Origin of the sequence: Archangium sp. Cb G35 (assembly GCF_001896145.1) — a bacterium.
Classification (GTDB): domain Bacteria; phylum Myxococcota; class Myxococcia; order Myxococcales; family Myxococcaceae; genus Archangium; species Archangium violaceum.
In genome coordinates this window covers 427736-442272 of sequence record NZ_MPOI01000011.1, presented here as the reverse complement: position 1 = coordinate 442272, position 14537 = coordinate 427736, and the positions used below count along the sequence as shown (strand labels likewise).

Annotated in this window: 11 protein-coding genes; 9 read left to right on the top strand and 2 right to left on the bottom strand. The window is 68.9% G+C overall.

The genetic code is table 11. The annotated features are described in order from the left end of the window. Nucleotides 1–78 precede the first annotated feature (78 nt). The 4 genes from BO221_RS32475 (at nt 79) to BO221_RS32460 (ending at nt 5280) form a co-directional block, all read left to right on the top strand. Entirely contained in the window at nt 79–753 is a 675-nt protein-coding gene (locus tag BO221_RS32475; protein ID WP_073564700.1) for an NUDIX hydrolase, read from the top strand. Nucleotides 754–830: 77 nt separating this feature from the next. After that, nucleotides 831–2300 (top strand): MFS transporter, encoded by a 1470-nt coding sequence (locus tag BO221_RS32470; RefSeq protein WP_073564699.1) that lies wholly within the window; start codon nt 831–833, stop codon nt 2298–2300. A 27-nt stretch (nt 2301–2327) separates the two neighbouring features. Then, nucleotides 2328–4451: a cation:proton antiporter gene (locus BO221_RS32465; RefSeq protein WP_073564698.1), complete on the top strand. Its 2124-nt coding sequence runs from the start codon at nt 2328–2330 to the stop codon at nt 4449–4451. 10 nt (nt 4452–4461) lie between these two features. Continuing rightward, nucleotides 4462–5280, top strand: coding sequence for a helix-turn-helix domain-containing protein (locus BO221_RS32460; RefSeq protein ID WP_073564697.1), 819 nt, complete (start codon nt 4462–4464; stop codon nt 5278–5280). A gap of 52 nt (nt 5281–5332) precedes the next feature. Here the strand turns inward: BO221_RS32460 and BO221_RS32455 are convergent, their stop codons facing one another. After that, entirely contained in the window at nt 5333–7495 is a 2163-nt protein-coding gene (locus BO221_RS32455; protein ID WP_073564696.1) for a cation:proton antiporter, read from the bottom strand. Nucleotides 7496–7596: 101 nt separating this feature from the next. Then, nucleotides 7597–8055, bottom strand: coding sequence for a YidH family protein (locus BO221_RS32450; protein WP_083681693.1), 459 nt, complete (start codon nt 8053–8055; stop codon nt 7597–7599). A gap of 148 nt (nt 8056–8203) precedes the next feature. Between BO221_RS32450 and BO221_RS32445 the strand changes: the two genes are divergently transcribed. From BO221_RS32445 to BO221_RS32425, 5 genes are all read left to right on the top strand, one after another. Beyond that, a complete protein-coding gene (locus BO221_RS32445) occupies nt 8204–9766 on the top strand; it encodes a hypothetical protein (RefSeq protein ID WP_073564695.1) in 1563 nt (520 codons plus the stop codon). 49 nt (nt 9767–9815) lie between these two features. Then, a complete protein-coding gene (locus tag BO221_RS32440; protein ID WP_073564694.1) occupies nt 9816–10559 on the top strand; it encodes a hypothetical protein in 744 nt (247 codons plus the stop codon). A gap of 147 nt (nt 10560–10706) precedes the next feature. Next, entirely contained in the window at nt 10707–11831 is a 1125-nt protein-coding gene (gene pdhA / locus BO221_RS32435) for a pyruvate dehydrogenase (acetyl-transferring) E1 component subunit alpha (RefSeq protein ID WP_198956235.1), read from the top strand. A gap of 48 nt (nt 11832–11879) precedes the next feature. Continuing rightward, nucleotides 11880–12866, top strand: coding sequence for a pyruvate dehydrogenase complex E1 component subunit beta (locus tag BO221_RS32430; RefSeq protein WP_073564692.1), 987 nt, complete (start codon nt 11880–11882; stop codon nt 12864–12866). Nucleotides 12867–12873: 7 nt separating this feature from the next. Next, the gene (locus tag BO221_RS32425; RefSeq protein WP_073564691.1) at nt 12874–14481 is read left to right on the top strand and encodes a pyruvate dehydrogenase complex dihydrolipoamide acetyltransferase; all 1608 of its coding nucleotides are present in this window, start codon (nt 12874–12876) and stop codon (nt 14479–14481) included. The last annotated feature ends 56 nt before the right edge of the window (nt 14482–14537 follow it).

Sequence of the window (14537 nt, the reverse complement as noted above, 5' to 3'; positions counted from 1 at the left end):
GACGGCGCAAGGTACGAGACAAATGGGAGGTGGGCAAGCAACGCCCCAGCGTCAGGGTCTTCCGCTATGGGAGCAGGCATGCGTTCGAGCAGCCAGGCTGTTGTGACGGATATCGAGGTAATCGAGGATTTCTCGTCGACCGCGAAGTGTGACGAGGGGTTTCTGCGGGTGAGGAGGCTGCGCTGCCAGAACCGGCGCGCGGACGGGACGGCCTCCAAGGTGTACCGGGTGGACGTGGTGGATCGGCCGCGGCTGGATGCGGTGGCGGTGCTGGTGTACCGACGCGGTGCGTCGGGGCTGGAGGTGCTGACGCGGATGAACCTGCGGCCGGCGGCCTACTTCCGGCGGGACAAGGAGATGACGGTGCCGGATGGGGCCTCGTACCTGAGGGTGGAGGAGATCGTCGCGGGGCTGCTGGAGCCGGAGGACAAGGGCGAGCAGGGCCTGCGGCACCGGGCGGCGGAGGAGGTGCTCGAGGAGGCGGGCTTCGAGGTGAAACCCGAGGAGGTTCAATTGTTGGGGGCGGGCTTCTTCGTGGCGCCGGGGATTCTGTCGGAGAAGATCTTCCCCACGGCGGTGGACGTGACGGGCAAGCAACAGGGGACGCCGAAGGGGGACGGTTCACCCCTGGAGGAGGGCACGCACCTGCAGTGGAGGCCCATCCGCGAGCTGCTGGCGATGTGCCGGCGGGGGGAGGTGCCGGACGCGAAGACGGAGATGTCCATCCTGAGGTTGCTGGCCGAGCAGCCGTGACGCCAGGGGTGAAGGTGGCCGGGGAGCGTGGGACGGGGTAGGGTGCCCCGTCTCGTCTCTCCCAACGAGGTCATCTGATGTCGTCGTTGCCCCCCTGGTTGCAGCAGCTCCTGCCGATCCTCATCCTGCTGGCGGCGATCACCTTGGTGCTCGCCCGTCTGCCCAAGGTGGAGCTCGGGCACACCGAGGCCTTCAAGCGCCGGCGGTTCTTCAACTGGTTCCCGCTGGGGATGACGTACGCGTTCCTCTATATGGGGCGCTACAACCTCAACGAGGCCACCAGCGCGCTGAAGGGGCACACCAGCAACGCGGACTTCGGCACCATCTTCTTCTGGGGCACGCTGACGTACGGCTTCGCCTTCCTGCTCAACGGCCCGCTGACGGACAAGCTGGGAGGCCGCAAGACGATCCTCATCTCCGCGGCCGGCTCGGCGGTGTGCAACGTGCTGATGGGGGCGGTGGTGTACGGCGTGGTCCAGAACGGGTGGCAGCCGCCGGGCGGACTGGTGGCCACGCTGTCCTTCCTCTACGCGCTGAACATGTACTTCCAGAGCTTCGGCGCGGTCTCCATCGTCAAGGTGAACGCGTCCTGGTTCCACGTGAAGGAGCGCGGGCAGCTGGGCGGGGTGTTCGGCATCCTCATCTCGCTGGGCGTGTACTTCGCCTACGACTGGAGCCGGTTCATCGCCAAGGCGGCGCCCACCTGGTGGGTCTTCTTCGTGCCGGCGGCCATCCTCGCGGTCTTCGTGGTGGTGGACTTCTTCATCATCCGCGACACGCCCAGCCACACGGGCCACCCGGACTTCGACACCGCGGATGCCTCCTCCGGGGACACGGGGCCCCAGCTCGCTCCCAGGGAGGTGTTCATGAAGATGATCCGCAATCCGATCATCCTCACCATCCTGGGCGTCGAGTTCTGCAGCGGCTTCATGCGCAACGCCATCATGCAGTGGTACCCCAAGTTCGCGAAGGCGACGGGCCTCGCCGACACGTTCGTGGCGTCCAACTGGGGCATGCTGCTGTGCGTGGCGGGCATCACCGGCGGCATGTTCGCCGGCCTCATCTCGGACCGGGTGTTCGACTCGCGGCGCGGGCCCGTCTCCGCGGTGCTCTACGCGGGCATGAGCCTGGGCGCCGTGGTCTCGCTCTTCGTGCTCCAGACGCCCGCGTTGGGCTGGACGGTCATCTTCATGTCGCTGTGCGTGATTGGTGTGCACGGCATGCTCTCGGGCACCGCCAGCATGGACTTCGGCGGCAAGAAGAACGCGGGCCTGGCGGTGGGCATCATCGATGGCGCCGTGTACGCAGGCACCGCCCTCCAGTCGCTGCTGCTCGGGAAGATCCTCCCCTCGGGGGATGCGGCGAAGGACATGGCCAACTGGAGCAACTGGCCCATTGCCCTGCTGCCGCTGTCCTTCCTCGGCCTGCTGCTGGCCACCCGGGTGTGGAACGCCCGGCCCCAGCCCAAGGGGGTTCCGGTCGCCCCCGCCGTGGCGGTGGCTGCCCCGGCTCCGCAGGGCTCTGGCCGGACTGGCACCGAGGGCTGAGACGGACCTCCGGACGGAGGCGGACCGATGCAAGCCATCGCCCACAACGCGCTCAGCCTGCTGATCATCCAGCTGGTGGTGATCATCGGCCTGTCCCGGTTGATCGGCAGCGGGGCGCGGTGGCTGGGCCAGCCGCAGGTCATCGCCGAGGTGCTCGCGGGCATCCTGCTGGGCCCCTCGCTCCTGGGGTGGCTGGCCCCGGGGGTGATGGGCGCGCTGTTCCCGGCCGGCTCCATGCCGGTGCTGAGGATGCTGAGCCAGCTGGGGCCCATCCTCTTCATGTTCCTCATCGGGCTGGAGTTGGATCCCCGGGTGCTCCGGGGGCAGGGCCGGGCCTCGCTGTTCATCAGCCACACGAGCATCCTCGTGCCCTTCGCGTTCGGGGCGCTCGCGGCGCTGGTGCTCCATCCGCGCCTGTCCGAGCCGTCGGTGCCCTTCTCCTCGTTCGCGCTCTTCATGGGCGCGGCGATGAGCGTCACGGCCTTCGCGGTGCTGGCGCGCATCCTCTCCGAGCACGGGTTGTTGCGCTCGAAGGTGGGGATGCTCGCGCTCACCTGCGCGGCGGTGGACGACGTGACGGCGTGGTGTCTGCTGGCCTTCGCCGTCTCGCTCGTGCGCGCCTCGGACCTGCTGCACGCGGGGTACACCACGCTCTTCGCGCTGCTCTACATCGGCTTCATGCTGGGGCTGGTGCGGCCCTTCCTGGCGCGGCTGGGCGCTCGCGTGGCGAACAAGGAGGGGCTCACGCAGAACGTGGTGGCCCTCACGCTGATGATGTTGCTGGCCTCGGCCTGGGCCACGGAGCGCATCGGCATCCATGCCGTCTTCGGCGCCTTCCTCTTCGGGCTCATCATCCCGAAGCAGGGCGGGCTCGCCGAGGCGCTGGCCGAGAAGCTGGAAGACGTGGTGGTGGTGCTGCTGCTGCCCGTCTTCTTCGCCAACAGCGGTCTGCGGACACAGGTGGGGCTGTTGGACGATGCCTCGGACTGGGCCCTGTGTGGCCTCATCCTCCTGGTGGCCTGTGTGGGCAAGTTCGGGGGCACCACGCTGGCGGCGCGCCTCACCGGCATGCGCTGGCGCGAGGCCGGAGCCCTGGGCATCCTGCTCAACACGCGCGGGCTGATCGAGCTCATCGTGCTCAACATCGGCCTGGACCTGGGTGTCATCTCCCCCACGCTCTTCACCATGATGGTGATCATGGCGATGGTGACCGCCCTGATGACCTCGCCGCTGCTGCGGTGGGTGTATCCGCCCCAGGAGGTGGCTCGGGATCGGGTGCCGCTCGTTCCCCTCATGCTCCCAGCGGCGCAGACTCCCTTCACCGTGTTGATGTGTGTGTCCCAGGGCGAGACAGGGACCGGCATGGCGGTGGTGGGGCGCGCGCTCACCGGTACTCCCGGCGAGTCCTTTCAATTCCACGCCCTGCACCTCGTTCCGCCCGCGGATCGGGCCCCGGAGCAGCTTCCGCGCGGGCAGGAGCGCGGTGGCGGCGATGCCCTGGTTCCGTTGGTGGAGCGTGCCAGCGGCCTGGGCCTTCAGGTGCGTCCGCTCTCCTTCGTCTCCGCCGAGCCCGCCCTGGACATCTGCCGCACCGCCGAGGCCAAGCAGGCCGGCCTCATCCTGCTCGGTGGGCACAAGCCGCTCGCCGGCCGCACCCTGCCGGGTGGCATCGTCCACGAGGTGATACGGGAGGCGGGTTGCGGTGTGGCGGTGTTGGTGGACCAGGGGTTGGAGCGCGTGCGCCGGGTGCTGGTTCCCCTCGGTGGACGCGAGGAGGACCGGGCGGTGCTCACCCTGGCCCGGCGCCTGATGCGCTCCTCGGGAGCGGAGGTGACGGTGCTACGCGTGGGCACACCCGGGCACGGCCCGGGGCAGATGCGCTCCCAGGCGCTGGTGGACGAGCTCTTCCCGGAGGGCTCCGGGCGGGTGCACTTCAAGACGATCTCCAACGCATCGCTCGAGGAGGCCGCGCTGGAGGAGGCACGGCACGGGTATGATCTGGTAGTGGTGGGAATGGGAGCCGGATGGGGAGGGCAGGACAGGGAGGTGCCCACTTCGCTGCTGGTGGTCCACGATCCGGCTCTGGCCACCGTCACCCATGAGGCGGGAGACGCGCACGGCGCGGCCCCGGTTGCAGTCTCCGCATCCTGAGTCAGACGCCATGCACGTGGGAGCGACCATCCGACTGCTGCGAGTGGACGCGGGGCTGAGCCTGCGAGACCTCGCGCGTCGCATTGGCGTGTCCAGCGCTTACCTCAGCCGCGTGGAGAACGGCCTGGACGCGGTGCCCACACCGGAGCGGCTGGCCGCCATCGCCCGCGAGCTGGACGTGCCCCCCGCGCTGCTGATGGACGCGGCGCACCGGGTGAGTCCCTTCGTGGCCCACTACCTGGAGCAGGTGCCGGGGGCCAGCATGCTCCTGCTGGAGCTGGCGCGCCGCAATCTCACGGGCAAGCAGCTCGCCCGCGTGCGCGAGTTCCTCGACATGGAGTTCCCCGTGCGCGCCGCGGGACAGGAGTCGCCCATCCCCGCGCTGGCCTCGATCCTCGCTCCGGAGCGGATGGTGCTGCGCCTCACCTGCACCGCGCTGGAGGACGCGCTGGACGTGGCCGCGGGGCGGCTCGCGGCGGCCTGTCCCGGGGTGAGCGCGCTCCGGCTGGTGACGGAGCTGAAGCGCCGCGAGGCGGAGGCCTCCAGCATGGTGGGTGGCGGGGTCGTCGTTCCCCATGCCTTCATCGAGCACACCGCGCCGCTCGCCGCCCTGGTGACCCTGGCCAAGCCCCTCCCGGCCGAGACGCCGGATCGCGTGCCCCTCCAGATGCTGGTGGTGCTCGTGGGAGGGGAGCGTGGGCGTGCGCACCTGATGCGGCTGGCCCATGTGTCGCGGCTGGCCAGCCATGGTCTGGCGGAGCGGCTCGCCAACGAGGACCAGCCCCAGCAGGTGCTGGCTCATCTCATGGAGCTGGAAGCCCTGCGCTGAGACGACAGAGCGGGTTGCGCATGCTCCCTCTCCCAGTGGGAGAGGGGACAGCTCAGGACACCGCGTTGCCCGCGGTGAGCGCTCCGGCCGTCTCCGGCTCGGAGGTGGTTTCGGCGGCGGTCGCCGGGGCCGGGTGCCGCACGACCAGCAGCGACGTGGGCGCGTCTCCGATCAGCCGCTGACGGTGCAGGCCGAAGAGGCTGTCCTCCAGACCCCACTCGGAGCCCACGCCCACCACCACCAGGTCATACCCGCGCCGCGCCTCCTCGAGGGCCGCGTCCTCGGGGGACTCGTGCGCCACCACCTTGAAGTGCACCCGCCCGGAGCCCTGCGGGAAGAGCTCGTCGACGAGGGGACGTGCACCCGAGTGCCCGGGCGTGCCGTCCGACTGGGTGACGTGCAGGATGGTGATCTCCGCGGAGGCGTGGTGGAGCAGCCGCCTGGCCAGCCCGAGCGCCGCCCGGTCATGCGCGCTGCCGATGAAGGGCACCAGCACCCGGCGCACGTTCTCCAGGCCCCGGTCCACCAGCACGGCCACGCCGGTGCCCGCCTCCTGCATCACCTCGTGCACGGTGCCGCCCAGCATGGTGCGGCTGAAGAGGGGCTTGTGCCAGCCGAGCAGGATGAGATCGGCCTGCTTGGCCTCGGCGGTGCGGCAGATGTCCGGCCCGGGATCGGTGGAGACGAAGGAGAGCGGACGCACCTGCACGCCCAGCCCACTGGCGCGTCCGAGCAGGGGCGTCAGGCTGTCGCCGCTGGCCTTCTCGGGATCGTGCCGCAGGTGGAAGGAGGCCCGCTCGGTGGGGCGGATGAGGTGCAGGGCGTAGAGCTGCGAGGGCTCCTGGGGAGCACCGGTGAGCGCGCGCCCCAGCGTCACCATGCCGGCTCCGCTCTGGCCGTGTGACACGCACATCATCACGGTGAAGGGCGGCGCCTCCACCCGTTCCACCTCCGGGGTGATGGACACCTGGTCCTTGGCCATCTCCTCGGGGGGGTAGATCCACCGCAGCAGCGGCGTCGTCATGAACGTGGTCACCAACGCCATCACCACCATCATGGTGAAGAGGGTGGGGGAGATGACGCCCAGGTCCAGGCCGATGTTGAGCACGATGAGCTCCATCAACCCGCGGGTGTTCATGAGGATGCCGAGGGCTCCGGCCTCGCGCCAGCGCATGCCGGTGAGGCGCGCCGCCACCGCGCTGCCGCCGAACTTGCCCAGGCAGGCCAGGAGGATGATGAGGCCGCACATCACCCAGTGGTCGCTGGTGGACAGCAGGCCGATCTGCGTGCGCAGGCCGCTGAAGGCGAAGAAGAGGGGCAGCAGCAACACCACCGCCACGTCCTCCAGCTTCTCGGCCAGTGCCTGCGCCAGTCCGCCCTCCTTGGGGATGACCGAGCCCATCATGAAGGCGCCGAAGAGGGCGTGGATGCCGATGAGCTCCGTGGCCCACGCGGACGCCAGCAGCATCATCAGCGTCAGGGCCATGCCGTTCTGGTTGAGCCCCTCCTTGTTCGCCACGCGCGCGCCCAGCCGCGCCAGGAAGGGCCGCACCACCAACAGCATGAAGGCGATGTAGAGCATCGCGAGCACCGTGGTGAGCCCCGCGTGCATCAGGTCCGAGGCGCGCACGATGGAGACGACGAAGGCCAGCAGGCACCACGCCGTCACGTCATCCACCGCCGCGCAGGTGATGGTCATGGCCCCCACCCGCGAGCTCAGCAGCCGCCGCTCGGTGAGGATGCGCGCCAGCACCGGGAAGGCGGTGATGCTCATGGCCACGCCCATGAAGAGCACGAACGAGGAGAAGGGCACCGACGGCTCGCTCAGCCTCGGGTAGAGCCACAGTGCCGCCCCCGCGCCCAGTGCGAAGGGCACGATGATGCTGGTGTGGCTGATGACCACCGAGGCATGTCCCCGGCCCTTGAGCAGCTTGGGATCCAACTCCAGGCCGATGAGGAACATGAAGAGGATGAGCCCCACCTGGCTCAGCATCTTCAGCACCGGCATGGAGCTGGCGGGGAACAGCCACTCCATGGCCCCCGGGGCGAGCCATCCGAGCAGGGAGGGGCCCAGCACGATGCCCGCGACCACCTCGGCGATGACCAGTGGCTGATCCAGCCACCGCGCCCCCCGCCCGATGAGCCGGGAAACTCCAATGATTACAAGGAATTGCACTATCAGGAGAGTGAGTGCGTTGTGTCCCAGTGCGTGCATGCTTCCTCCTGGAGTTTGCGTGATAAGTGAGCACTTAGCAGCCCAAGCCGCGAGGCGTCAATGCGGGGAGGTGTGCCCCCATCCGACATCCAGGAGTGTCTTCAGTGCAGGAGGGCGCCGCCCAGCAGCAGCGCCAGCACGCCCCCGAGCAGCGCCGCGAAGACGGCGAGCGCGGCGGGGCCGAAGGGGGACGGGTCGATGGGCTCCCCACGAGAGAGCGCGCGGTGGTTGCGCAGGAAGCGGCGGACGGCCACGAGGTTGGCCACCACGCCGAAGGCGACCATCAGGATGCCGGCCGCCATCGAGGCGGACGCATGTCCCTCTTCTGGCAGCGCCCCCGGCGCGGTGACCCCGAGCGCTCGCAGGAAGGCGCCGAAGCGGGCCACCACGAAGCCGAATCCCATCATCGCGAGGCCGGTGCGCACCCAGGCCAGCAGGGTGCGTTCGGCGGCCCAGTCGTAGCGCGCATCCCGCGCCGGGCGGGGAGGGGCCACGGGGAGGGGCTGGGGTACCACCACGGGGGTGGGCTCGGAGGGAAGGGGTTCCGCGGAACGGCTCACCCGCCCATTTCATCCTCTGGGGGCGGGGGAGGCAAGGCGGGTCCATGGACCTCCAATCAGTTCCTCGGGAACCGCGATGTTTGTCGGGAGAACGGATGTGACCTGGGGGCCACTGTCGTGTGACAGGCCTGTCACCTAGACTGCGGGTGTGTCCCAGGCTCCCGCTCCGCTGTTACAGAACCGGCTCGACGTCCACGACCGGAAGCAGTTCGAGATCAAGCTCGAGTACCAGCCCTCCGGGGCGGACGACGAGACGCGCTATCTCGTGGAGACGTACGTCTTCCTTCCGGCGAGCTTGAACATCGACGCGGAGACGTACCCGCGGGCCTCCTTCTACGCGGACATCCACAACTACATCCGCTTCAAGACGCCGGTGATGTCGCTCGAGGAGCTGCTGGCCTCGGACGTGGCGCCGCTGGCGCGGCTGGAGGCGGGACTGCTCACGGGGCTCGTGAGCGAGGCGGAGCTCGTCTATCAAGCCAAGCTGCTGTCCTGCATCTTCCGTGGAGCCCTGCGGCGCTTCGCCAACGGCGTGGACGAGCAGTGCGAGGGCATGGCGCGCGGCCCGTCGGAAGGGGCGTGCGCGCGGCTGGAGAGCGATGCGCGGGCGGTGACGGAGGGGGCGAGGCGGGTGCTGGAGCGCTTCCGCGTGTGGGCGCGCTCGGCCAATCGCTACCGGCTGCAGGAGAAGACGCGCGCCTCCATCCGCCTGGTGGACGAGTACCTGAGCCTCACGGTGGAGCAATTCTTCCGCAAGGCCGTGGCGGACATGGACGCGCTGCCGCGCTCGGGCGTGTACATCGAGCTGCGCAAGGATTTGATGGACGAGGTGCTGCGCGAGGAGCGGTACCGCAAGGATCACCAGCTGCGCTCGGTGATCAGCCCCACCGGTGACAACGAGGAGTACATGCACCGGTTCGGGTTCCTGAAGAAGTTCTGCATGAACATCCTCTTCCTGTCGGCGCGGCGGGCGCAGAGGCGCCAGGGCTGGGAGGAGGTGCTGTTCGCGCTGGCGGCGGGCGTGGCGATGACGTTCGCCACGGCGGTGGCCTTCTGGGCACAGGTCCGCTACACGCAGGCGAGCCTCAACTTCTTCCTCATCATGGTGGTGGGCTACATGATGAAGGACCGCATCAAGGAGGGCATGCGCCGCATCTTCAGCCAGGTGGCGGCGCGGCACCTCTTCGACCGGACGGCGCACATCGTGGATCCGGTGACGGAGCGGAGCCTGGGCACCTGCGAGGAGAAGATGGACTACGGCCGCGCGGTGCGAGTGCCCGCCGAGGTGATGGCGTTGCGCTTCCGGGACGACTTCATCACCGCGACCCAGGGCGAGCTGTCCGAGACGGTGCTGCGCTACCAGAAGCAGGTGGTGCTGGACGTGGACCTGTTGCCGCGCACCGAGCGGGGCGTGAGTGGAATCACGGACATCATCCGGCTCAACGTGGAGCGCTTCCTGCGCGACATGGACGAGCCCGAGTACGCGCTGGAGTACGTGGACCTGGAGGACTTCTCGGTGGGGCGGGTGAGGGGGGCCAAGAGCTACCAGGTGGACCTGGCCTTCCGGTTCTTCGTCCAGGAGGCGGGGCAGGAGCGGGTGTCGCTGCAGCTGGTGCGGCTGGTGATGGACCGCAATGGCATCAAGCGGATGCTGCGGCTCTACCCTGAGCAGCCCCCCCGGCCCGAGCAGCCCATGCGCTCGGCCGCCTGAGTGGCGGATTTCCGCGCGGTCCGGGCGCCGGGTGCCCTATAGAAGGGCCATGTCTTTCGATCTCAAGACCCGCGTCCGGGAGGGCTGGCAGGACACGCTGCGCGGCATCCTGGAGCAGGCGCGCTCGCTCGGCCCCCAGGCGGTGCTGGCCTTCGACCTGGACTCCACCCTCTTCGACAACCTCCCCCGGCAGGCGCGCATCCTCCGGGAGTTCGGCAAGGCCCGGGCGGTGGAGAAGCTGGGAGCCTGCGAGCCGCGCCACTGGGAGAGCGGTTTCGACATGCGGGGCGCCATGCGCAACTGTGGCCTGTCCCCGGAGGAGGTGGAGAGCCACTTCCTCGCCGCCCGGGACTTCTGGCTGGAGCGCTTTTTCACCAGCGAGTACTGCGTGGATGACGTGGCCATCCAGGGCGCGGCGGCCTTCACCCACGCGGTGGCGGCCACCGGGGCGCACCTGGCCTACGTCACCGGCCGCCACGAGGGCATGCGGGCGGGCACCGTGGACTGCCTGCGCCGCAACGGCCTGGCCGTGCCCGGCGAGGGGCGGATCCACCTGCTGATGAAGCCGGCCATGCAGGACAACGATGACGAGTTCAAGCGCACCGCCCATGCCCGCCTGGGCGAGCTGGGGACGGTGATCGCCGCCTTCGACAACGAGCCCACCCACGCCAACGACTACCTGCACCGCTTCCCGGGGGCCAAGGTCGTCCACCTGGCGACCGACCATTCGGGCCGTCCGGTGACGCTCCTCGACGAAATCGTCTCGGTGCCGCACTTCTCACACGAATCGTGACGCAATGCGCCTAAAGGTGGGCCGCCGGACGGCCCGCCCGTTTGGTGCACAAAAGCGCTTTGGCAGTCCCATGTCCGCGCGTTATGAGGCGCACGGCGTCTGCCGTCCCCTTTTTCCGGGACGGCCTCAATGTTCGGAGGCTTGGCGGTGGCCAGCAAGTACTCGAAGGACCTGCTGTTGACGATGTACCGGAAGATGTACCTGATGCGCCGCTTCGAGGAGCGGACGGGCCAGCAGTACGGCCTCGGGAAGATCGCCGGTTTCTGTCACCTGTACATCGGCCAGGAGGCCGTGGCCGCCGGCGTCGAGGAGGCCATCCGTCCGGATGACTACATGCTGTCGGGTTATCGCGACCACGCCCAGCCGCTGGCGCGTGGCTCGGACCCCGGCATGGTCATGGCGGAGCTCTTCGGCCGCACCGGCGGCTACAGCAAGGGCAAGGGTGGCTCGATGCACATCTTCGACATCGAGAACCACTACTACGGCGGCTACGGCATCGTCGGCGCCCAGATTGGTCTGGCCGCGGGCATGGCCTTCGCCAGCCGCTACCGCAATGAGGACCGCATCACCGTGTGCTACTTCGGTGACGCTGCGGCCAACCAGGGCATCTTCCACGAGACGCTCAACATGGCGGCCAAGTGGAAGCTGCCCGTGCTCTACATCTGCGAGAACAACCGCTACGGCATGGGTACGGCCATCTCGCGCGTCGCGGCGGTGCCGGAGATCCACAAGCGCGCGAGCGCCTACGGCATCCGCGGCGAGGCCGCGGACGGCATGGACGTGCTCAAGATGTACGAGTCGGTGAAGGACGCGGCCGCGTACATCCGCGCGGGCAATGGCCCGGTGCTGATGGAGGCCAACACCTACCGCTTCCGCGGCCACTCCATGGCCGACCCTTCCACCTACCGCACCAAGCAGGAGGTGGAGGACGAGCGCAAGAACGACCCGATTCCTCGCCTCAAGGACTACGCCCTCAAGCACAAGCTGGCGAAGGAGGAGGAGTTCGACGCCATCGAGGAAGAGGTGAAGCTGCAGGTGGACGCGGCGGTGAAGTTCGCCGACGAGTCGCCCGAGCCGGACCTGGCCGAGCTCTGGAAGGACACCATCGTGGAGGAGGGCGAGGAGGACGTGCGCCCCCGCGAGCGCGTGTTGGGCCAGAAGGTGACGAAGTGGCCGAAGTACCCGTCGGGCCAGGAGCTGAAGGTGACCTGGGATCTCGAGCCGCGCGAGCAGGCCGAGAAGGCGGACAAGGCCGCGGGCCTCAAGCGTTAGCCCTCTTCCACTGACCACTGATTACGGATTTCGCATTCGGAGCCAACAATGGCCGAGTTGATGTATCGCGAGGCGCTGAACCAGGCGCTCGCCGAGGAGATGGAGCGCGACGCCAACGTGTTCCTCATTGGTGAGGAAGTGGGTCGCTATCAGGGCGCCTTCAAGGTGTCGCAGGGGCTGCTGGACAAGTACGGGAGCGCGCGCATCATCGATGCCCCCATCTCCGAGCTGGGCTTCGCCGGCTTGGGCGTGGGCGCGGCGATGGTGGGCCTGCGTCCGGTGGTGGAGATGATGACCTGGAACTTCGCCATCCTGGCGATGGACCAGATCGTCAACAGCGCGGCGAAGCTGCGCCACATGTCGGGCGGCCAGCTGCGCTGCCCCATCGTGGTCCGTGGCCCGGGTGGCGCGGGCGGCCGGCTCTCCAGCCAGCACAGCCAGGCGCTCGAGGCCAACTACGCCCACTTCCCGGGCTTGAAGGTCATTGCCCCGGCCACCCCGGCGGACGCCAAGGGCCTGCTCAAGGCCGCCATCCGAGATGACAACCCCGTCATGATGTTCGAGGGCGAGCGCCTCTACGCCCTCAAGGGCGAGGTGCCAGAGGGTGAGCACATCGTCCCCATCGGCAAGGCGGACGTGAAGCGCGAGGGCAAGGACGTCACCCTCATCACCTGGTCTCGCATGTACTACTTCTGCGAGGAGGCGGCGAAGCAGCTCGAGGCCGAGGGCATCTCCGCGGAGATCCTCGACCTGCGCACGCTGCGCCCGCTGGACGAGGAGGCCATCCTCGCCAGCGTGCGCAAGACGAACCGCGTCGTCATCGTCGAGGAGGGCTGGCCCCTGGCCGGCGTGGGAGCGTCGGTGGTGGACATCATCCAGTCCAAGGCCTTCGATGAACTGGACGCGCCCGTCGCGCGCGTGACCGGCCTCGACGTGAACATGTCCTACGCGGCGAACCTGGAGAACGCGATCCAGCCGGACGCGCCCAAGATCATCGCGGCCGTGAAGAAGGTCCTCTACCGCGAGGGAGCCTGAGAACCGTATGGCCACCCCCATCCAGATGCCCTCCCTGTCTCCGACGATGAAGGAGGGCAAGATCGTCAAGTGGCTCAAGAAAGAGGGCGACAAGGTCTCCTCCGGCGAGGCGATCGCCGAGTGCGAGACCGACAAGTCGAACCTCGAGATTGAGGCCTACGACGACGGGTATCTCTTGAAGATCGTCGTCCCCGAGGGAGAGATGGCCACCGTGGGTGCGCCCATCGCCTTCCTCGGTGCCAAGGGCGAGAAGGTGGACGCCGGTGGAGCCGCCAAGGCCGCCGCGCCCGCCGCTGCTCCCAAGCCGGCCGCCGCGCCCGCTCCGGCGCCTGCCCAGGCTCCGGCTCCCGCCGCGCAACCCGCCGCCGCTTCCGGTGGAGGCGATGGCATCCCCGTGGTGATGCCCTCGCTCTCTCCGACGATGACGGAGGGCAAGCTCATCAAGTGGCTGAAGAAGGAGGGGGACAAGGTCTCCTCCGGACAGGCCATCGCCGAGGTGGAGACGGACAAGTCCAACCTCGAGGTGGAGGCCTACGACGACGGCGTGCTGGCTCGCATCGTGGTGCAGGAGGGCCAGATGGCCAAGGTGGGCGCGCCCATCGCGTTCCTGGCCGGGAAGGGTGGCGCCAAGGCCGCCGCTCCCGCTCAGGCTCCGGCTCCCGCCGCTCCGAAGGCCGAGGCTCCCAAGGCCACGGCTCCGGCGCCCGCCCAGGCTCCCGCGCCCAAGGCCGCTCCGGCTCCCACGCCGGGAGGCCGGGTGCGTGCCAGCCCGCTGGCGAAGCGCATGGCTCGCGATCGCGGTCTGGACCTCTCCCAGGTCCAGGGCTCCGGTCCGCTCGGCCGTATCGTGAAGAGCGACATCGAGAAGGCGCTCACCCAGGCTCCCGCCGCCGCTACGAAGGCTCCGGCCGCCGCGGCTGCTGCCCCGGGCGTGCGTCCCGAGCCGAAGGCGGTGCCCGTCACCACCATGCGCAAGGTCATCGCCCAGCGCATGGCCGAGGTGAAGCCGGGCGTTCCGCACTTCTACCTCTCGGTGGACGTGGAGATGGACGCCGCGCTGAAGATCCGCGAGGAGGCCAAGGCGCTCGAGTCCAAGGTCTCCGTCAACGACATCATCGTGAAGGCGTCGGCGATGGCGCTGCGCCGCTACCCGAAGATGAACGTGTCGTTGCAGGGTGACACCATCCTGCACTTCGAGACGGTGGACGTCGGCATCGCGGTGGCCATCGAGGACGGCCTCATCACCCCCATCATCCGCGACGCGGACAAGAAGGGGCTGTCGGCCATCTCCGCCGAGGCGCGTGACCTGGCCGAGCGGGCTCGCAAGCGCGGCCTCAAGCCGCACGAGTACACGGGCGGCTCGCTGACGGTGTCCAACCTGGGCATGTACGGCATCGACTCGTTCATCGCCGTCATCAACCCGCCCCAGGCGGCCATCCTCGCGGTGGGCTCCGTCTCGGACAAGGTGGTGGTGCGCGACGGGCAGATGGTGGTTCGCAAGCTGATGACGGTGACGCTCTCGGGCGACCACCGCGTCATCGACGGGGCCATCGGCGCCGAGTACCTGCGGGAGCTCAAGGCGCTGCTCGAGCACCCCATGCGGTTGCTGTTCTAGCCGCTGCTTCCCCGGCGGGCCGCCCACACGCGCGGCCCGCCCGGGGGTTCCGGCCC